Genomic DNA, 19,430 nt, shown 5'->3' with positions numbered 1-19,430 from the left:
TCCTGTGAGCCGCCGCTGAGAACCCCCTTTCCGCTGCCTGTGATTTCCCTGAGAATCCCCTGTCTCGAAGGTCCTGTCGCGATGGCCCTGACGCGCCGCCGGGCCGGGAATGCGCGGGCCGCGGACCCCGTTTTGGTACGAAGGACGTCGAACTTCAAACGGACTTCACGGCGGGAGAAGACCCATGAGCGACAGCCGGACGCCGGCGATCGGACGCTACGGCCTGTGGAACGCCGGGCTGCGCGACCCCGACCCGGCCCGCGCGGCCGAACTGGCCGAGACCGCGGCCGAACTGGAGGAACTGGGCTACGGGGCCCTGTGGCTCGGCGGCAGCAGCGGCGTCGAGCACGCGGTACCGCTGATCGAGGCCACCTCCTCCATCACCGTCGCGACCGGCATCCTCAGCATCTGGCAGTACGGGGCCGAGGACACCGCCGCCCGCCAGGCGGGCCTCGAAGCCGCCCACCCCGGGCGCTTCCTGCTCGGGCTGGGCGTCAGCCACGCCCGCCTCGCCGAGCAGTACAAGCACCCGTACGCCGCGATGACCCGCTACCTCGACGAACTTGACGCCGCCGGGGCGCCGACCGGCAACCGGGTGCTCGCCGCGCTCGGCCCGCGGATGCTGGGCCTCGCGCGCGACCGCTCGGCGGGCGCCCACCCCTACCTGGTCACCGTCGAGCACACCGCGCAGGCGCGGGCCACGCTGGGCGAGGGGCCGCTGCTGGCACCGGAGTTCACGGTCGTCCTGGAGACCGACCCGGCACGGGCCCGCGAGAGGGCCCGGGAGATGCTGGCGTTCTACCTGACGCTCCCCAACTACACCGGCAACTGGCTGCGTCTGGGGTTCACCGAGGACGACCTCGCCGACGGGGGCAGCGACCGCCTGGTCGACGCGCTCTTCGGCTGGGGCGACGAGGAGCGGGTCCGGCAGCGGATCGACGCCTTCCTCGACGCGGGCGCCGACCACGTCGCCGTCCAGGTGCTGGCCTCCGGCGAGGACCGGTCCGGACTGCCGCGCGAGGAGTGGCGCCGGCTGGCCGCGGCGCTGAAGCCCACCGGTCACTGAAGGTCCGCCCGCAGGCAATCGGGGACAGACCGCCGACAGGAACGGAACCCTCCGCTCAAAGGCGTTCAGCGCCCGGCCGCTCCACGGGGCCGGGCGTATGTTCGGCCCCATGGACAGCGGCACCGTGCCTCGTACTGTCTCGGTCGACCGCATGGCGTCCGGTGACCACGCCTGCCTCGGCTTCCAGGACGAGGACGACCGCTGGGAGATCCGCGCCGTCTTCACCGCGATCGGGCTGGCCCGCGGCGAACGCGTCCTGCTCTTCACCGATCCCGGTACGCCCCCGGCCGAGGCCGTCACCCGCCTCAGCGCCCACGGGGTCCGCGCCGCCGACGCGGTCCGCCACAGCGCCCTGGTCATCACCCCCGAGGTCCCCGGCTACGACGGCGCCGCCGCCTGGACCGCGCTGACGAACACCGCCCACTGCCACGGCTTCTCCGGCCTCCGCGTGGCCGGCGACATGTCCTGGGCCCTCGGCCCCCACCTCGACCGCGACCGCCTGCTCGGCCACGAGACCGCCATGACCCCGATCCTCGCGGGCCTCGGCCTCACCACCATCTGCGAGTACGACCAGCGGCGCTTCGCCGCCTCGCTCCTCGACCGGGTCCGGGCGGCCCACCCGGTCTGCGTACGCCCCCGCCACGGATCACTGCGCGCGGAGCGCTCCGGCGACACCCTCGCCCTCCGCGGCGACGCGGACCTCGCCACCCGCAACGACTTCGAACTGGCCGTCCGTCACGCCTTCGCGGCGCCCGCCGGCCCGCCGTACCGGGTCGACCTCACCCGGGTGGCCTTCCTCGACGCCCGCTGCGCATCCGTCCTGATCCGCCACGTGGCGTCCCTCGGCCCCGCCGACCGCGTCACCATCCGCTGCCCACGACTGCACGCGCGCACCCTGCGGCTCTGCGGCGCGACCGAGGTCCCCCAGCTCCTCCTCGAGGAGACCTGAACCCCCGGCCCGGCGTCAGACCTGCTGGGCCGCCCAGAACTCGTCCCACGAGATCTTGCCGTCGCCGTTGGCGTCGACGGCCCTGATGACGCTCTGCGCCACGGTCTCGGTCACGTTGAAGTCCCCGAGCTGCGCCATCACGCTCTTGTACTCGCTCGCCGTGATGAGCCCGTCCCCGTCGACATCGAATCGCGTGAACGCCTTCTTGGCCGCCTCGATGTCCGCCATCGTGACCACCCCTCCTTGTGTGTACTGGGTCCTGACTGCGCACACCCTAGCCGCCGCAACGACCCCCCAACGCGAGAGGCCCCCGGGTGATCCCGGGGGCCTCTGGCTTGCTGTGCACTCGGCAGGATTCGAACCTGCAACCTTCTGATCCGTAGTCAGATGCTCTATCCGTTGAGCTACGAGTGCTTGTGCTTCCCGGCGTTTTCTTGCCGGTCGGCGTTGCGGGAACAACATTACATGACCCGCGCCGTGAGGTGAAATCCATTAGCCGCACCCGCTCTGACCTGCCGAAACGCCGAATGCGGGGTCCAGGAGGGGTGCCGGGAACGGCAGAAGCCCCGGCCGGGTGGCCGGGGCTTCTGTGAGGCGGAGGCGGAGGGATTTGAACCCTCGATGGACGGTAAAGCCCAAACCGCATTAGCAGTGCGGCGCCATAGACCGGACTAGGCGACGCCTCCTCACGTACCCGCGCGAGCGGGTGTGTGCAGATGATGGCACAGCCCACCGGGCTGGGACCAATCGCTGACCAGATTACTCGGCCGTGCACGGCCAGGGCAAAGGCGTTGCGGCGGGCGCCGGGGCGGCGCGCCCACGATCGGGTGGATTGACGGGCGCGGACGGTGCCGGAGAGGTAGGGACGGAGCATGCGATTGGCTCGTGGACCCATGACCGCCGCGCTCGCGCTCGGCCTGCCGCTGACGGTGGCCGCACCGGCCCTGGCCTGCCCTCCGGGGGCGGGGGAGTCCTCCGACGTGCTGCGGGTGACCGTGGACGACGGGGGCGGGCACCTGTCCGAGTACGACCTGCGCTGCGACCCCGCGGGCGGGACGCACCCGGACGCGAGGGAGGCGTGCGCGCTCCTGGAGCGGCTGGGCGGGCCGGTGGGGCCCGAGCCCGAGGGCACGATGTGCACGATGATCTACGGCGGCCCGCAGCGGGCGACGGTGCGGGGCAGCTGGCGCGGCCGGCCCGTGGACGCCCGCTACGACCGCAGCAACGGTTGCGAGACGGCCCGGTGGCGGCGGATGGCCCCGGTGCTGCCCGCACCCGCCGTCCACGACGGGTCCGGTGGCCCGGGGGCGTGACCTGGGGAGGTGACCGACACCACATCGGCACGGCTCGACCACGAACACTACCCACGCGTACGGGACATGGGCATCCGGAGCCTCGCCGCCAACCTCTGCCCGTACACTCGCTCTAGTGACATGCCCCCCGGTCGGCGGCAAGATGGCCACCACCGGTGGATGCCCCCTTCGCGGGTGGTGGCGCGGCAGCAAGTGCGGTTTTCAGGGAGGACGCGTCTCGTGAGCAGCAGGCCATCCCGAGGCGCTGCTCGCCTCGCGGCAATACTCGACGCGCTCCCCGACGCGCTGCTGCTGGTGAACGCCAACGGGACCGTCGTCAACGCCAATTCCATCGCCCTGGAGACCTTCGAGTCGCCGGGCACCGCCCTCGTGGGCCGCGGGCTGCTCGACCTCCTGCCGGCGTTCGACGCGCGTCGCATCCCCGGTTCGATGCGCCGCCCCGACGACGATGAGGGCCGCACCAAGCCGACCCGGATGGTCGCCCGGCGGACCGACGGCAGTGAAATTCCGGTGGAGGTCACGAGCGCGAACCTCGACGACGCCCGCACACCTTTCGCCGAGACGTACAGCTACACCGGCGACGAGCTGCTGATGCTGGTCGTCCGCGACCTGACCGGGACGCTGGACACCGAGGCCGAACTCGCCCGCCAGCAGCGCCAGACCGAGATGATCCTGCGCGCCGCCAGCGAGGGCGTGGTCGGCGTCGACACCGACGGCAAGATCGTCCTGGTCAACCCCTCGGCCGCGCAGATCCTGGGCTTCCGGGCCACCGACCTCGGCGGGCAGGAGCTGCACCCGCTGGTGCACCACTCCCGTCCGGACGGCACCCCGCTGCCGGCCGAGGAGACGCCGCTCTCCGAGACGCTGCGCTCCGGGCTGAAGCACCGGGTCCGCGGTCAGGTGCTGTGGCGCAAGGACGGGCGCTCGGTGCCGGTCGACCTGATCACGGCGCCGGTGCGGGAGGGCGACCAGTTGGTCGGCGCGGTGATGACCTTCACCGACCGCACGCGCTTCGACGCGCTCGCCGCCCGCAACGCGCAACTGCAGTCGCTGCTCGGCGACGCCCTGCGCGGACCGCTGGACGAACTGCGGGCCGAGCTGGCCGGGCTCGCCAACGACCCGGCCGGGCAGCTGTGGCCGGAGGCCAACCAGATCCTGCACCACCTCACCGCGGGCTACGCGCGGATCACCACGCTCATCGACAGCGTGCTCTCCTTCCAGCGGCTCGACCGGGGCGAGGAGAAGCTGCAGCGCGAGACGACCTCGATGGACAAGGTCGTGGCGTCCGGCGTCGAGGCGGCGGTCGAGCTGATCGGTCCCGGACGGGCGCAGTACGCGGTGCACGCGCCGCCGATCGAGGCGACCGTCGACGCCGAGCGGATGTCCCAGGCGCTGTCCCACCTGATCGCGGACGTGGCGGGCGTCGACGCGGCCGGCAACATGCCGGTCGTGGTCGGCGGCGTCGACTCCACGATCGTGGTGGCGGCGGCGCAGCGCGGCGACTCCGTCCGCATCGAGGTGCGCGGCCCGCACGCGGGCGACAACCCGGTGCACCTGCCGATCGCGCGGGGCATCGTCGAGAAGCACGGCGGCGTGCTCCAGACGCACGACGTGCCCGGGCAGGGCAGCGCGTACGTGATGGAGGTGCCGGTCGGCAAGGGCGGCGCGAAGACGGCGGTCAAGGAGCCCCGGCGGGAGTCGGAGACGACCGTCATGCCGGTGCCGGCCGAGCCGGTGCGCGGTACCGCCCCGGCCGCGGCGCCCGTCCCGTCCGCGCGGCCGCCCCGGCCCGCCACGCCGGTGGCGACCCCCGGTGCCGCGCTCGCGCTGCCCGCCGCGCCGACCACCGACGCGCCGACCCCGACGGGGCGGCGCCGTGCCCTGCGGCGTCCCGAGGAGCAGCAGGCCCCGCCGCAACCGCAGCCCCAGCCGCAGGCCGCCCTCCCCCCGGCACCCGCCCCGGCGCAGGAGCAGCCCACCGGCCGGCGGGCCCGCCGTGGCGCCCCGCAGGAGCCGCAGCCGGGCCTGGTGCCCGCGCTGCCGGCGGCCCCCGCGCCGGAGCAGGACGCTCCGGGCAACGGCCGCCGTGCGCGAAGGGCCCCCGGCGCGGAGGCGCGGGCGACGCCGGAGCTCCCGGCGCTGCCGGCCGCCCCTTCGGTCCCCGCCACCCCGGCGACCGAGTGGCCGGAGGCCCAGGGCTCGGCCCGGCGCCCGCGCGGCATCGTGGAGAGCACCCCGCGCCCGTCGGCGATCGTCGACCCGCGGCGGCTTCCCCCGCCCGCCCCGGCGCCGCTGCCGGAACCGCCGGCCGTCGAGCCGCCGATGATCCCCGAGCAGACGCAGCGCACTCCGGAGCCACAGCCCGTGGTGCCGCCGCAGCCGCAGCCCATGGTCCCGCCGCAGGCTCCGGCACCCGCGCCGGCGCAGCCCCAGCCGTCGTCCATGCCGAGCGACGGCGGTACGCAGGGCCGGGCCATCAGCGTGCGCACCCTCGGCCAGGGCGTCGCCTTCGCCCAGCAGATCAACGAGCAGGTCGCCCAGCCGTCGAGCGGCTCCGGGCGCCGCCGCAAGCTCGCCACCCCCGCGGAGCCCGAGGCGCCCAAGGCCGTGGCACCTGCGGCCGTGAACGGCACGGAGACCCCCGGCCGGGCGTACGCCATAGGCGCTCCCACGGAGGCCACCGAGGGTCCCGAGCCGCTCGACGGCCCCAACGGCGCCGTCGACGTCACGGAGGAGTCCGGCCCCGAGCCCGGCGCCGTGCTGGACGAGCCGCGCCGGCTGCTGGTCTGGCCGGAGCCGGACGTCTCCACCCGCCAGGCGCTGACGGACCGCGGCTACCGCCCGGTCATCGTCCGCTCGCGCGAGGAGGTCGACGCCCAGGTCTCCGATCCGCCCGCCGCGCTCTTCGTGGACCCGCTGACCGGGCCCATCACACGTACCGCGCTGCAGTCGCTGCGCCAGGCGGCGGCGCAGGCCGAGGTGCCCGTCCTCGTCACGGCCGGCCTCGGCCAGGCCACCCGCGAGGCCGCGTACGGAGCCGATCCCGCCGTGCTGCTCAAGGCGCTGGCCCCGCGCGACAGCGAGCAGCACCCGCCCCGGGTACTGCTGATCGAGGCCCACACGCCGATCGCCCAGGCCTTCACCGCCACGCTGGAGCGGCGTGGGATGCACGTCGCGCACGCCCAGTCCGAGGCGGACGCGATGACGCTCGCCGCGCAGATGCACCCCAACCTCGTGGTGATGGACCTGATGCTCATCCGCCGCAGGCGCCAGGGCATCATCGACTGGCTGCGGGCGAACGGCAGGCTGGAACGCACGCCGATGGTCGTCTACACCGCGGTCGACATCGACCCGGCGGAGCTGCCGCGGCTGGCGTCCGGCGAGACGGTCCTCTTCCTCGCGGAGCGGTCCACCAGCACGGACGTCCAGGGACGCATCGTCGACATGCTGGGCAAGATCGGCTCCTGAGGGCCCACCGCACGACGCACGCCGGGCCCCGGGGGGTGCGCCCCCCGGGGCCCGGCGTACGCGTGGCGCGTCGTCAGACGAGCTTGGTGACGTCCAGCTCTCCCGCCGCGTACTGGCGGCGGATCACCTTCTTGTCGAACTTGCCGACCGAGGTCTTCGGCACCGCCGGGATGACGGCCCAGCGCTCGGGCAGCTGCCAGCGGGCGACGCTCTCGCCGAGGAAGGCGCGCAGTTCCTCGTAGCCGACCGTGGTGCCGTCCTTGAGGACGACCGTGGCGAGCGGCCGCTCGCCCCAGCGCTCGTCGGGTACGGCCACCACCGCGGCCTCGGCGACGGCCGGGTGGGCCATGATGGCGTTCTCCAGCTCGACCGAGGAGATCCACTCACCGCCCGACTTGATGACGTCCTTGGCGCGGTCGGTCAGCGTCAGGTAGCCGTCGTGGGTGATGGTGCCGACGTCGCCGGTGCGCAGCCAGCCGTCGGGGCTGAACTTGTCCTCGGGCAGGAGCGCTTCTGCGTCGGCGCCGCCGTAGTAGGCCGCGGCGATCCACGGCCCGCGGACCTCCAGTTCGCCCGCGGACTCGCCGTCCCAGGGCAGCACCTCGCCGGACGGGCCGACCAGCCGGGCCTCCACGGAGGCGGGGAAGCGGCCCTGGGTGATCCGGTACGGCCACTCCTCCTCCTCGGTGAGGCCGGCCGGCGGGTGGGCCATGGTGCCCAGCGGGGAGGTCTCGGTCATGCCCCAGGCGTGGAGGAGGCGGACGCCGAGCTTGTCGTACGCCTCCATCAGGGAGGGCGGGCAGGCGGAGCCGCCGATGGTGACGTGCCGCATGCTGGTGATGTCGCGGGGCTTGGCGGCGAGTTCGGCGAGCAGGCCCTGCCAGATGGTGGGGACGGCGGCGGCGTGCGTGGGACGCTCGCCCTCGATCATCTCGGCCAGCGGGCCGGGCTGCAGGAAGCGGTCCGGCATCAGCATGTTGATGCCGGTCATGAAGGTGGCGTGCGGCAGGCCCCAGGCGTTGACGTGGAACTGGGGCACGACGACCAGGGTGGTGTCGGCGTCGGTCAGGCCCATCGACTCGGCCATGTTGACCTGCAGGGAGTGCAGGTAGATCGAACGGTGCGAGAACAGCACGCCCTTGGGGTCGCCGGTGGTGCCGGAGGTGTAGCACATGGCGGCCGCGGAACGCTCGTCCAGCTCGGGCCAGTCGTAGCGGTCCGGGCGGCCCTCGATGAGGGACTCGTACGTGTGCAGGGCGGGACGGCAGCCCTCCAGCGGCGAGGTGTCGCCGGGGCCGACGACGACCACGTGCTCGACCGACTCCATGGCCGGCAGCAGCGGTGCCAGCAGCGGTATCAAGGTGCCGTTGACCAGGACCACCCGGTCAGCGGCGTGGTTGGCGATGAAGACCAGCTGCTCGGCGGGGAGCCGGAGGTTGAGCGTGTGGAGGATCGCGCCCATGGAGGGGATCGCGAAGTACGCCTCGACGTGCTCCGCGTTGTTCCACATCAGGGTCGCGACGCGGTCGTCCCGCTCGACGCCGAGTTCGTCGCGCAGCGCGTGCGCGAGGCGGGCGGCGCGGGCACCGATCTCGGCGAACGAGCGGCGCTGCGGCTCGCCTTCACCGGTCCAGGTCGTGACCTGCGACCGGCCGTGCACGGTCGAGCCGTGGGTCAGGATCCGTGACACCAGCAGGGGAACATCCTGCATTGTGCTCAGCACCGGGCGCCTCCTCGTTGAAGCGGCTACGCGTGGGTAGGTGGGTGCTGAGATTCTGCTGGCATACCGAACGGTATGTCACTACCCCAGGCGCAATTCGGGGTCCTCGCGGAGTTTGCCCAGGGCGCGCGACACCGCGCTCTTGACCGTGCCGACCGACACCCCGAGCGCCTCGGCGGTCTGCACCTCGCTCATGTCCTCGTAGTACCTGAGGACGACCATCGCCCGCTGGCGGGCCGGCAGCCGGGCGATCGCGCGCAGCAACGCGTCGCGCTGGGCCTGCTGCTCGGCCTCGTCGGGGCCGGTCACGGCGCGGCCGTGCGGCTCGGGGAGCTCGTCGGTGGCGTACTCCTCCACGCGGCGCCTGCGCCACTGCGAGGTGCGGGTGTTGACCAGCGTGCGGCGCACGTAGCCGTCCAGCGCCCGGTGGTCGTCTATCCGGTCCCATGCCAGGTAGGTCTTGGTCAGGGCGGTCTGCAGCAGGTCCTCGGCGTCGCAGGGGTTGGCGGTGAGCGAGCGCGCGGTCCGCAGCAGCGCCGGGCCCTTGGCCCGGACGTAGCGGGTGAACTGGGCCTGCGAGGCGCTGGTGCACACGGGCGTCGTCATGGCTCCACGCTAGGAGCCGGTCCGGGTGCGGGGGATCCGCCGCAGGTGCCGAAGCGGGGTCACCCTGAAGTCGTAGGGCGGGGGCCCGCCCCACCTCCGGAGGGCTGAGGCCGCACCCGCCGCCCCTACGGGTCGCCCCGCAGGGACGGCGTCCTCGCGGCCGCCCGCCGCGTCATCCGACGACGGCCACCGGCCCGTCCAGCCGGTTGCGGTCGATCGCCAGGCGCCGGCCGCCGTGCTTCTCGCGCACGCTGCCCGAGTACTGGTGGATGCGGCCGTGCGGATGCCAGGCGTCCCGGCCGAGGACCGGTTCGCTGCGCACCGCGGGCTTGCCCTGCCAGCGGGCGAACCAGACCGCGCGCGGCAGGTCGTCGTAGCCCTCCCGGCGGGCCCGCTCGACGTGCCGGATGCCGGACTCCGAACTGCTGTAGAGGCCCGGCAGGTAGCCGGCGTCGTCGACCTCGCGGTCCCAGGCCCGGATGAAGTCGAGGGTCTGGTCGGCGCAGCGGGACCGCTTGACGTTGTACGCCTCCATGTCGAGGTAGAGCGCGCTGCCCTCCTCGAAGCCGAGGGCGGCGGCCCTGCGCACGGCGTCCCAGCCCTCGCCCGCACCCTGGCCCCAGGGGTCGTCGGTGCTCATCCGGTGGTTGCGCAGATGTCTGCCGCGTACGCAGGGCGACTGCGAGCCGACGTAGATCGGCAGGATGCGCCAGCCCATGCGGTGCACCGATCGCACCCAGGTGCGGTTGAGGTGCCGCTGGGTGCTGCAGGCACGGGCGCGGCCGCCGTAGTAGACGCCGATGGCGCGGTACTTGGAGCGCAGCCAGGCCCTCATCGTGGACAGCGGCGGCGTGCGGCAGGTGTCGAAGCCGTAGCCGCGGTAGACGCGGGTCGGGCCGCCCCCGGACGGGGCGCCTTCCTCACCGCCGAGGCCGTAGGGGAGGTCCAGGCCGTCGAGCAGACCCGTGTCGGCGAAGCCGAACGGGTCGTCGTCACCGCCGTCACCGGGCGCCCGGGCCGGCCGGTCCTGCCGGTACGTCCGGACCGCGCCCGGCGTGGCAGCCGTCACCGAGGCCGGCTTGGCGGCCGGCGCGGCGGGACGCGGTACGACGGCCTCGGCCGCGGTGGGACCGGCCAGGAGGCAGGCCAGCACCATCGCCACGATCGCCCCGTGTCGGATGATCGGCTTGTGTTCGCGCATGGGTCGAGTGAACGCAGGCGGCTGCCCGCGAACGGGGCAGCCACGCCCCGCTGTCAGCCGTACGCAGCAACGCCCGGCCCCGGATGGGCCGCCGGTGCCGGGGCCGGCTCAGTCCGCCGCGCCCAGCAGCAGTCCCGAGGTCGGCACCCCCGTACCGGCCGTGACGAGGACGTGGGCCGCGCCGGGTACCTGGTTGACGCTGGTGCCGCGCACCTGCCGCACCGCTTCGGCGATGCCGTTCATCCCGTGCAGGTACGCCTCGCCGAGCTGTCCGCCGTGGGTGTTGACGGGCAGCCTCCCGCCCCGTTCCAGACCGCCGTCGGCGGCGAAGGCGGCCGCCTCGCCGCGCCCGCAGAATCCGTACTCCTCCAGCTGCATCAGGACGAAGGGGGTGAAGTGGTCGTAGAGCACGGCGGTGTCGACGTCCTGCGGCCGCAGGCCGGAGGTCCGCCACAGTTGGCGGGCCACGACCGCCGACTCGGGGAGCCCGCACAGGTCCTGGTCCGGCCGGTAGTAGCCGGTCATCTGTTCCTGGCCGCGCCCCGCGCCCTGGGCGGCCGCCCTGATCACCGCGGGCGGGTGCCGCAGGTCGCGGGCCCGCTCGGCGGAGGTGACGACCAGGGCCTGGCCGCCGTCGGTCTCCTGGCAGCAGTCGAGCAGGCGCAGCGGCTCGACGATCCACCGCGACGCGGCGTGGTCGGCCAGAGTGATGGGCCGGCGGTGGAAGTACGCGGCCGGGTTGGTCGCGGCGTGCCGGCGCCCGGCGACGGCGACATGGCCGAAAACCTCCGGTTCGAGCCCGTACGTGTGGAGATAGCGCTGTGCCGACATGGCGACCCAGGACGCGGGGGTGAGCAGCCCGGACGGCAGGTTGACGCCGAGCGCCGCGCCCTCCGCCGAGGGTTCGCGCTGCTGGACGCCGGAGCCGAAGCGGCGGCCCGAGCGCTCGTTGAAGGCCCGGTAGCAGACGACGACGTCCGCGACACCGGTCGCAACGGCCATCGCGGCCTGCTGCACGGTGGCGCAGGCGGCCCCGCCCCCGTAGTGGATCCGGGAGAAAAAGCCGAGTTCCCCGATGCCGGCCGCCTGGGCGACGGTGATCTCCGGGCTGGTGTCCATCGTGAAGGTGACCATGCCGTCGACGTCGTCCGGCGTCAGCCCGGCGTCCTCGACCGCCGCGCGCACGGCCTCCACGGCGAGCTTCAGTTCGCTGCGTCCGGAGTCCTTGGAGAACTCCGTCGCGCCGATCCCCGCGATCGCGGCCCGTCCGCCCAGGCCGTCGCGCCGGCGTACGCTCATCCGCCCCCCACCTCCAGCACCGCGGTGCCCGTGACGTGCCGCCCCCGCCCGACCGCGCCGATGACCTCGACGGTCGCCTCCGTGCCGCGCACCGCCGTGACGCGCCCGGTGAACACCAGCTCGTCGCCGGGGTGCGCCGGGGCGCCCAGCCGTACGCGCAGTGAGCGGAGCACCGCCGAGGCGCCGAAGTGCCCGGCGAGGTAGCGGCCGACGAGCCCGCCCGTGGTGAGGATGTTCAGGAAGACGTCCGGCGAGCCCTTGGCCCGCGCCGCGTCGGGGTCGTGGTGCACGTCCTGGAAGTCGCGGGTGGCGACCGCCCCGGCGACGACCAGCGTCCGCGTGACGGGGATCCGCAGCTCCGGCAGGACGTCGCCCGCCCGCGCCCCCGGTCCGGTCATCTCACACCCCCGCACGGAAGACGGGCACGGCCGGCTCCCCGTCGGCCTGCCGGAACTCGAGCGTCACCGGCATGCCGATGCGCACCTTCTCGTACGGCACGCCGACCACACCGCCGAGCAGGCGGACCCCTTCGGCCAGTTCGACCAGGGCGACCGCGTACGGCGGGTCGAAGGCGGGGAACGGCGGGTGGTGCACGACGACGCGGCTGAAGACGGTGCCGCGCCCGCAGGCCGGTAGCGTGTCCCAGGCGTCGGAGCCGCAGCTGTTGCAGCCGGGGAGCCACGGCAGCCTCAGGGTGCCGCAGGAGGAGCAGCGTTGGATGAGCAACTCGTGCCGCCCGACGCCCTCCCAGTACCCGGCGTTGTCCCGGTTGACGACCGGGCGGGGCCGTCGCGGCCGCTCGCCCGGCGCCCGCGCGGGAGCGTACTTGAGGATGCGGAAGCGGTGGCGGCCGGCGAGTTCGCCGTCCGCCCTGACGTCCATGCGCGTGGTGACGAAGTGGCCGCTGCCGAGGCGCGTGGTCTTGCGCGGCGACACGGACTCGATCACCGCGTCGAAGGTGATCCGCTCGCCGGGACGCAGCGGCCGCAGGTACTCCTGCTCGCAGTCGGTGGCGACGACCGCGGTGCAGCCGGCCTCGTCGAGCAGCGCGAGCAGTTCGTCGTAGGCGCCGGCGCGGGAACCGCCCCCGGCGGCGTCCCCCGGCCCGGGGAGCCCGCGCATGGTCCACACCTGGAGCATGGGGGCGGGTGCCGTGCCGTCCTGCGGGACGGGATGGCCCAGCGCCTCGCACCAGTGCCTGATCATGGGCCGGTTCACGGGGTCCTTGCCCTCGCCCGCGACGGCGGCGGGGCGCCCCTCGTACGTCACCAGCCGCTCGTACAGGTCGTCGGTCGTCATCGTCGCCGCCACCGCCCCCAGTTTCTGACTGATCGTCAGATTGGCGAGGAAGCGGCACCGCTGTCAAGACGCCCGGGCGGAAGGCGTTGTCCACAGGCTGTGGACGACGCCGGACGTGACTGCGCGACGGCAGTGAGGTTGCCGTCGCGCAGTCGACCCTTCAGCCCCTCGGCCCGCCCCGGCGGCGGACCGGTCCGCTCACCACATGGGGCCGAAGTGGATGCTGAACGTCGGCTGGTTGATGGTGGTGAAGGCCGAACCCACCACGCTGGCCGTGCTGTTCTGGTTGGAGGCCCCCGCCCCGGTCGCCGCCTGCTGCGTCGTCGTCACCGTCCCGAAGTTGTCGCGGCCCACGTTGCCGCCGCTGTTGCTCACCACGGTCGCGTTGGAGGTGCCACCCGCCACGGCGCCGTTGTCGGCCACCGCCGTGCCGGCGAACAGCGCCGCCGCGAGCGGCAGCGCGGCCAGGGCGGACACGACTCGGGCGGTACGGATGCTTGCCATGTGTTTCCCTCCGAGGAGTGGATACCAGGTGCGCGGTGCGGCCGGCCGACCGCTCCGCAGGCTCTGCGACGTCGCCGCAAGCAGAGTTGCCCAGCACCACGACGGACAAGCCGGACCTTGACCCCTTTCGCTCGCAAGCGTGACGATCTGTCGACAAACCTCCACAACCGCCGCCGCTGACCCGCTCGGCCGCGTCCCGGCCACCACAACCCGGTCCCGGTGGGCGCGGAATCGTTACGGCACGACTTTCGGCCAACCTCGGCGACCCGGCCCTCCCCACCGGCGCCACCGCCCGGGTGGCCACCACGGCGCCGTTCGGGCGGATGCCGCACCTCCCCGGTGCGTGGCGCGCCGGGAGGCGGCCGTCCGCTTCCTACGCTCCGGCTGACGGACCCCCGCTGCCCGTCGCGCCCCGCGCCCGGACGCCCCCGCCCGGCCGCACCGCTTCCCCAGGGGAGAGATGTGACCCGGTCCCGCGCCCGAACCCCGCTGACCCGGCTGGTCGCCGCACTGCTCCTCGCCGCCGCCTGGCTCGCCGGCTGCGCGGGGCACGCCCCCTCCGGGCACCCCCACGCCCCGGACCGGCCCGCCCCGCAGGACCGGCAGGCGCCCCCGGCGGGACCCGGCCCACGGCTGCAGGACCCCCCGGAACTGGTCAGCCGCGACGGCGTCCTCAAGGCCGCCATCGTCGTCGAGCGCCGCAAGGTCCGGGTCGGCGACCACCGGCTGTACGCCCTCACCTACAACGGGCGGTACATGCCGCCGACGCTGCGCGTACGCCCCGGCGACCGCATCGACCTCACCATGACCAACCGGGTGCGCGAGGACACCAACGTCCACGTCCACGGGCTCCACGTCTCACCGCGCAGCCCCGCCGACGACATCTTCATCGCCATCAGGTACGGCCGGAGCCACCACTACACCTACCGGCTGCCGCGCACCATCACGCCCGGCACCTACTGGTACCACTCGCACGCCGACATGATGTCCGCCGCCCAGGTCGCGGGCGGGGAGTCGGGCGTCATCGTCGTGGACGGCCTGCGGCGGTACCTGCCCCCGTCCCTGCGCGGGATCACCGAGCACGTCGTCGCGCTCAAGGACTTCCAGATCCACGGCGACGCGATCAGGACCCACAAACTGAAGATCGGGACGCGCACCAACCGCACCGTCAACGGGCAGCAGAACCCGGTGATCGGCCTCCGACCCGGCGAGACCCAGCTGTGGCGGCTGGCCAACATCGGCGCCAACATCTACTACCGCCTGCACTTGAAGGGCAGCCGCTTCCACGTGATCGCGCAGGACGGCTACCCGGTCCGCCGGGTCTACGCCGCGGACACCCTGGTCATCGCCGCCGGCGCCCGGTTCGACGTGCTGGTGCAGGGCGGCAGCCGGCCCGGCACCACGACGCTGGAGACCCTCGCCTACGACACCGGCAAGGCCGGCAACCGGTTCCCCCGCACCGACCTGGCCACCGTCGTGACCGGCGGCGCCCCCGTGACCCCGGCGCGGATCCCGAAGGACTTCGCGCCCAACGAGGACCTGGCGCACGCCACGGTCGCGGACCGCAAGACGGTGGTGTTCACCGAGAACGCGGCGGGCGACGTGTTCTACGTCAACGGCCGCACGTACGCGCCGGGCCGGGTGGACTTCACCTCCGTCCTCGGCACCGTCGAGGAGTGGACCGTCCGCAACGACAGCGACGAGGAGCACTCCTTCCACGTCCACACCAACCAGTTCCAGCTGATGAGCACCAACGGGAAGGCCGGCGACCCGGACCACCGCTGGTTCGACACGGTCAACGTGCCCGCCCGCGGCAGGGTCGTCATCCGCATCCCCTTCACGGACTTCACCGGCCGGACGGTGCTGCACTGCCACATCCTCAACCACGAGGACATGGGCATGATGGCCGTGCTCGACATCGTCCCGCCCCGTCCCCGCGGCAAGTGACCGGCCCCGCGGCGGGTGACCGTCCGCGTCAGCGCGTGCCGAAGCGCCGCGCCGCCGCCACGACCGCCTCCCCCATGGTGGGGCTGCCCGTGTGACCGGAGTCGTCGATCACCTGGAGCTCCGCGTCGGGCCACGCCTTCGCCAGCTCCCACGCGGTCGTCAGCGGACTGCCCAGGTCAAGACGCCCGTGGATCAGCACCCCCGGGATCCCGGCGAGCCGGTGCGCGTCCCGCAGCAGCTGTCCCTCCTCCAGCCAGGCGCCGTTGGCGAAGTAGTGCGCGCAGATCCGCACGAAGGCGACCAGGTCGTCGTCCGGCCGGTCACCGTAGGCCCCCGGCTTGCCGTTGGTCTCGTGGGCGATGACCGCGTCCTCCCAGGTGACCCAGTCGCGTACGGCCTTCCCCCGCGCCGCGGCGTCCGGGCCGTTCAGCAGCCGGTCGTACGCGGCCGGCAGGTTCCCGTCCCGCTCGCCGGGCGGCACCCCGTCCCGGAACGCCTCCCACGGCCCCGGCACCAGCCGGGCCACGCCGCGGTAGAGCCAGTCGATCTCCTCCCGCCGGGTCGTGGTGACCCCGACGATCACGATCTCCGACACCCGCTCCGGGTACCGCTGCGCGTACGCCAGGATCAGCGTCGAGCCCCAGGAACCGCCGTACAGCATCCACCGCTCGACGCCGAGGTGCTCGCGCAGCCGCTCCATGTCGGCGATCAGGTGCTCGGTCGTGTTGTGCTCGAGCGACACCGCCGGGTCCGAGGCGTGCGGCAGGCTCTGCCCGCACCCCCGCTGGTCGAACAGCACGATCCGGTACACCTCGGGATCGAAGGTCTTCTTGCTGCCCCGCTTCCCCCCGGAGCCCGGTCCCCCGTGCACGCACAGGACCGGCTTGCCGTCCGGGTTCCCGCTGGTCTCCCAGTAGACGCGCTGCCCGTCCCCGACGTCGAGCAGCCCCGACGCGTACGGCTCGATCAGCGCAAACCCCGCTGCTGCCATCACGATCCCCCTCCTCCGCACCCGGCGAACGACCCCGCGAGGCTACCGGTCCTCACTCGGGGCCCGGGCGGGGCCGGGGGAAGGGCCCGGGTTCGGCCGGTCCGTCCTCCTCGCCCGCGGCGGAGGGGCGGTACCGGTCCAGGGCCGGCAGGTCGGGCACCAGATGGGCGTGGGCCCGGCACACGGCCGCGGTCTCGGCGATCGACACCAGCGGGGTGCGGATGTGGGACCAGCCACCCGAGGCGTCGCCGGCCACCGCGACCCCCACCCGGTCCGGGGCGATGGCGGTCGCGGCGGCCATCGCCTCGGACGAGATGTCGCCCAGACCCACCTCGGCGGTCTGCTTGTTGACGCGGTGCACGACCCGACCGGAGAGCTGGGACCGGAGCGTCGCGGCGCCCTTGCCGAGCTCCACCCCGAAGCGCTGCCCGCAGATCTCCAGGTAGATGCCGACCGCGCGGGCCCGCTGCGCCAGCCGGATCAGGTTCGCCACCATGCGGTCCCGGCGTTCCTCGCCCTTCTTCGTCGCGCTGAGGAACAGTTCGGCGACCTCGTCGACCAGCACCACGACGGGCACCGGCCGCACGTACGCGGGCAGCCCCCAGATGTCGGAGGCCACCTCCTCCTCCGGGGCGTCCAGCGCCGTGCGCTGGCACTCCTTGAGCACCGCGAACCGGTGCTCCATCTCGGCCACCAGCGCGTCCAGCAGCTCCGCCGCCTGCTCCCGGTCGGTCGCCAGGGCCGACAGCCGGGGCGCGTACGGGATCAGTTCCGCCCCGCCCTTGCAGTCGATCCCCACCAGGGCCACGGGCAACCGGGCCAGGTTCATGATCAGGTTGCGCTGGTACACCGACTTGCCCGACTGGTTCGCCCCGAGGGTGAGCGCGTGCGGGATCTCCCGGTAGTTCCGCACGAAGGCGGTCCCGTCGTCCCGCAGCGCCACCGGCACCACCATCGGGCCGGACGGCAGGCGGCGCGGCATCCGTACGTCGCGGAGCACGTCGTAGCCGGTCATCCGCAACTCGACCACCCCGGGGCCGAGCTCGACCACGTGCACCGCGTGCACGCCCCACGCGTGGCGCAACCGGTTGGACGCCGCGGCCACGTCGGCCGGCTCCAGCCCGCCCGGCAGCCGCAGCCGCACCCGCATGCCGGTCAGCGAGCCGCCCACCCGGCGGATCCTCGGCGGCACCGGCCGCACCTCCCTGCGCCCCGCCGCCCGCCCCGCCAACGCCCGCGCCCACGACGGCGGTACGGCCAGCCCGCACGCCGCCATCGTGGAACCGTAGGTCGACAGGAACCGCCCCCAGGCCAGCGGTAGCCCGAACAGCAGCCAGAACGCCACCGGGAACCGTCGACGGGCATAGGCCAGGCCACCGGCCGAGACCAGCAGCACACCCAGGAGCGCGACACCCGTCATGGTGATCAGCCCTTGCCGTTCGGGACGGCGGCCGGGACCGGCGCGGTGACCGCCCGCGCCACACGAGCAGATCCCATGCCCGGTTTGACCGTTAAGCGTATTCTCTCACCCCCACCCCCACCGCCCGGTCACCGACACCGGCGTTCCACCCAGGGAGCCGCGCCCCGAAGCGCGGGGTCGCAGCCGCGGGTGCCGCAAGGCCGCTTAACGATCGACGGCCCTCCGGGACGGGCCGGGCCGACGGTCACCACACCCGGCGGGTGCCCCCCGCGCCACGCGCGCCCGACCGGCCGGAGCTTTCACACCTGCCGGTCACTGAGCGTCAACGTGCGGCACCTGTGATCGATGGCGGTCACGCAGCGCGGAGTAGAGCTCATGTCCGAAGTACAGCAGGGCAACCGCGCTCAGGGCGATGAGTCCGGGCGCGATGGCTTCGGGGCGCATGCTCTGCATCATCCGTCCGGCGCGGGTCCATGCGCGGGCCTGAGGCTCGTACTCCATCGCGATCAGCCACCACACGGCCGACACCATGCAGGTCAGGGAAAGCAACAGCCCGGACCAGTGGGCGACCCACCACCGCCTCGTACGCGTGCCAGCCAAAATGCCACCGTCTCCTCGACGAACGAACCGGAGCCGGGCGAGCCTATGTTCGCCAGGTGCCTTGTGTGAAGCTCGGGGGCTCGGTCGGCGAAGACCGGGAGGACGAGGGAGCACGGTGCCGTCGCGCACGAAGAAGGGGCGCCCCCGTGTCTTGGAGCACCCCTTCCGTTCAGCACCTCGGATGTGAACCGACGGCGACATCGCTGCCACGACGTTTCTCCATACCTTCCCCCGGCGTGTAGGCGACCGATAAGGCCTCCTGCCAGGGATGACGTTGCCTGTCGCGCCTTCGGTCCCTGCGCGGGAGTTCACACCGCTGCCTCCCGGCAAGGCGGCAGCGAGTTCCCCTGCCGGGGAGACGCAACCCGCAGCCTCACGCCTCCAAACTGCGGACCTGCCCACCGGAGCGTCGCCACGTTTGTGCATGCTGTCGGGCATGACTGGACCCGGTCCTGAGCACGTGAAGGTGCACTTTCGCCTGGAGATCGAGGACCACTGGCCCCCGGCCGGGGTGGGGAGCCTCTGGGCCATCGACCGCGGTGACGGGAAAGCCGAGCTGGCGAACACGCCCTTCTTCATCCGAGGTGTCGCCATCGGTGACATCGTTGAGACGTCCGTTGACGACGAGGGTGTCAGGTGGGCAGGCAAGGTGGTCCAGCCCTCGGACAACTGCACCATCCGCTTGATCGTGCTGCGCGACATCGGCTCGGCGGCGGCCGGACAGAGCGTGCTCGACGTCTTCCACGAGTTGGGCGCCGGCGGCGAGGGCATCGAGCAGTTCCGCATGGTCTCCCTCGACATCCCGCCGGAGGCGCATCTCGGCAGGATCAAGCGTCTCCTTCAACACGGCGTCGATCAGGAGTGGTGGCACGTGGAGGAAGGCTGCATCACGGACGCTTGGCGGACCACCGAGGCCGGCTGACGCCTCAGGGCTGCCGTGCCCCGGCGCGCGGTCGGGCGGCTGCCCAGGCGGAAGTACGACGCCTCCGCGCACGAAGAAGGGGCGCCCCCGTGTCTTGGGGCACCCCTTCTGTCCAGCGCCTTCGC

17 protein-coding genes and 2 tRNA genes are annotated in these 19,430 nt (G+C 73.4%); 6 read left to right on the top strand and 13 right to left on the bottom strand.

The annotated features are described in order from the left end of the window. Positions 1-184: 184 nt before the first annotated feature. Together AC1VWI_RS23440 and AC1VWI_RS23435 are read left to right on the top strand one after the other, a co-directional pair. Complete coding sequence (locus AC1VWI_RS23440) at positions 185-1,066, top strand: LLM class F420-dependent oxidoreductase (protein WP_499512980.1); 882 nt, start codon at positions 185-187, stop codon at positions 1,064-1,066. A 109-nt stretch (positions 1,067-1,175) separates the two neighbouring features. Beyond that, on the top strand, positions 1,176-2,015 hold the full coding sequence (locus AC1VWI_RS23435; RefSeq protein ID WP_499512979.1) for an MEDS domain-containing protein: 840 nt from the start codon (positions 1,176-1,178) through the stop codon (positions 2,013-2,015). A 15-nt stretch (positions 2,016-2,030) separates the two neighbouring features. Here the strand turns inward: AC1VWI_RS23435 and AC1VWI_RS23430 are convergent, their stop codons facing one another. The 3 genes from AC1VWI_RS23430 to AC1VWI_RS23420 all read right to left on the bottom strand — a co-directional run bounded on the left by AC1VWI_RS23430 (position 2,031) and on the right by AC1VWI_RS23420 (position 2,701). Beyond that, positions 2,031-2,243, bottom strand: a complete 213-nt coding sequence (locus AC1VWI_RS23430) for an EF-hand domain-containing protein (RefSeq protein ID WP_499512978.1) — start codon at positions 2,241-2,243, stop codon at positions 2,031-2,033. 113 nt (positions 2,244-2,356) lie between these two features. Continuing rightward, positions 2,357-2,429: transfer RNA gene (locus AC1VWI_RS23425), tRNA-Arg, on the bottom strand. A gap of 181 nt (positions 2,430-2,610) precedes the next feature. Further along, positions 2,611-2,701: transfer RNA gene (locus AC1VWI_RS23420), tRNA-Ser, on the bottom strand. Positions 2,702-2,908: 207 nt separating this feature from the next. Between AC1VWI_RS23420 and AC1VWI_RS23415 the strand changes: the two genes are divergently transcribed. Together AC1VWI_RS23415 and AC1VWI_RS23410 are read left to right on the top strand one after the other, a co-directional pair. Further along, positions 2,909-3,328 carry an SSI family serine proteinase inhibitor gene (locus tag AC1VWI_RS23415; protein WP_499512977.1) on the top strand — a complete coding sequence of 140 codons (420 nt, stop codon included), beginning with the start codon at positions 2,909-2,911 and terminating at the stop codon, positions 3,326-3,328. A 219-nt stretch (positions 3,329-3,547) separates the two neighbouring features. Further along, the gene (locus tag AC1VWI_RS23410; RefSeq protein WP_499512976.1) at positions 3,548-6,796 is read left to right on the top strand and encodes a hybrid sensor histidine kinase/response regulator; all 3,249 of its coding nucleotides are present in this window, start codon (positions 3,548-3,550) and stop codon (positions 6,794-6,796) included. 73 nt (positions 6,797-6,869) lie between these two features. On the opposite strand, the gene AC1VWI_RS23405 is transcribed toward AC1VWI_RS23410, so the two are convergent. The 7 genes from AC1VWI_RS23405 to AC1VWI_RS23375 all read right to left on the bottom strand — a co-directional run bounded on the left by AC1VWI_RS23405 (position 6,870) and on the right by AC1VWI_RS23375 (position 13,425). Continuing rightward, positions 6,870-8,519 (bottom strand): long-chain fatty acid--CoA ligase, encoded by a 1,650-nt coding sequence (locus AC1VWI_RS23405; RefSeq protein WP_499512975.1) that lies wholly within the window; start codon positions 8,517-8,519, stop codon positions 6,870-6,872. A 78-nt stretch (positions 8,520-8,597) separates the two neighbouring features. Then, positions 8,598-9,122, bottom strand: a complete 525-nt coding sequence (locus tag AC1VWI_RS23400) for a SigE family RNA polymerase sigma factor (RefSeq protein ID WP_499512974.1) — start codon at positions 9,120-9,122, stop codon at positions 8,598-8,600. A 172-nt stretch (positions 9,123-9,294) separates the two neighbouring features. Continuing rightward, positions 9,295-10,323: a DUF1906 domain-containing protein gene (locus AC1VWI_RS23395; protein ID WP_499512973.1), complete on the bottom strand. Its 1,029-nt coding sequence runs from the start codon at positions 10,321-10,323 to the stop codon at positions 9,295-9,297. Between the two features lie 108 nt (positions 10,324-10,431). Further along, positions 10,432-11,622 (bottom strand): lipid-transfer protein, encoded by a 1,191-nt coding sequence (locus AC1VWI_RS23390; protein WP_499512972.1) that lies wholly within the window; start codon positions 11,620-11,622, stop codon positions 10,432-10,434. Then, on the bottom strand, positions 11,619-12,020 hold the full coding sequence (locus AC1VWI_RS23385) for a MaoC/PaaZ C-terminal domain-containing protein (RefSeq protein ID WP_499512971.1): 402 nt from the start codon (positions 12,018-12,020) through the stop codon (positions 11,619-11,621). Before AC1VWI_RS23385 ends, AC1VWI_RS23390 begins: the two co-directional genes overlap by 4 nt. Before the next feature lies 1 nt (position 12,021). Further along, complete coding sequence (locus tag AC1VWI_RS23380) at positions 12,022-12,921, bottom strand: Zn-ribbon domain-containing OB-fold protein (RefSeq protein WP_499516894.1); 900 nt, start codon at positions 12,919-12,921, stop codon at positions 12,022-12,024. Between the two features lie 198 nt (positions 12,922-13,119). Continuing rightward, complete coding sequence (locus AC1VWI_RS23375) at positions 13,120-13,425, bottom strand: hypothetical protein (protein WP_499512970.1); 306 nt, start codon at positions 13,423-13,425, stop codon at positions 13,120-13,122. A 462-nt stretch (positions 13,426-13,887) separates the two neighbouring features. Between AC1VWI_RS23375 and AC1VWI_RS23370 the strand changes: the two genes are divergently transcribed. After that, a complete protein-coding gene (locus tag AC1VWI_RS23370; RefSeq protein WP_499512969.1) occupies positions 13,888-15,372 on the top strand; it encodes a multicopper oxidase family protein in 1,485 nt (494 codons plus the stop codon). Positions 15,373-15,400: 28 nt separating this feature from the next. Here the strand turns inward: AC1VWI_RS23370 and pip are convergent, their stop codons facing one another. From pip to AC1VWI_RS23355, 3 genes are all read right to left on the bottom strand, one after another. Further along, a complete protein-coding gene (gene pip / locus AC1VWI_RS23365) occupies positions 15,401-16,363 on the bottom strand; it encodes a prolyl aminopeptidase (protein WP_499512968.1) in 963 nt (320 codons plus the stop codon). A gap of 52 nt (positions 16,364-16,415) precedes the next feature. Further along, positions 16,416-17,783: an FtsK/SpoIIIE domain-containing protein gene (locus AC1VWI_RS23360; protein ID WP_499512967.1), complete on the bottom strand. Its 1,368-nt coding sequence runs from the start codon at positions 17,781-17,783 to the stop codon at positions 16,416-16,418. Between the two features lie 312 nt (positions 17,784-18,095). After that, positions 18,096-18,314: a hypothetical protein gene (locus tag AC1VWI_RS23355; protein WP_499512966.1), complete on the bottom strand. Its 219-nt coding sequence runs from the start codon at positions 18,312-18,314 to the stop codon at positions 18,096-18,098. A gap of 505 nt (positions 18,315-18,819) precedes the next feature. Between AC1VWI_RS23355 and AC1VWI_RS23350 the strand changes: the two genes are divergently transcribed. Next, the gene (locus AC1VWI_RS23350; RefSeq protein ID WP_499516893.1) at positions 18,820-19,305 is read left to right on the top strand and encodes a DUF4265 domain-containing protein; all 486 of its coding nucleotides are present in this window, start codon (positions 18,820-18,822) and stop codon (positions 19,303-19,305) included. Positions 19,306-19,430 lie beyond the last annotated feature (125 nt).

The organism is Streptomyces sp. TOM-9, from assembly GCF_056858595.1.
The sequence above is the reverse complement of the archived record's forward strand: the minus strand, read 5'-3'. Positions and strand labels throughout refer to the sequence as shown.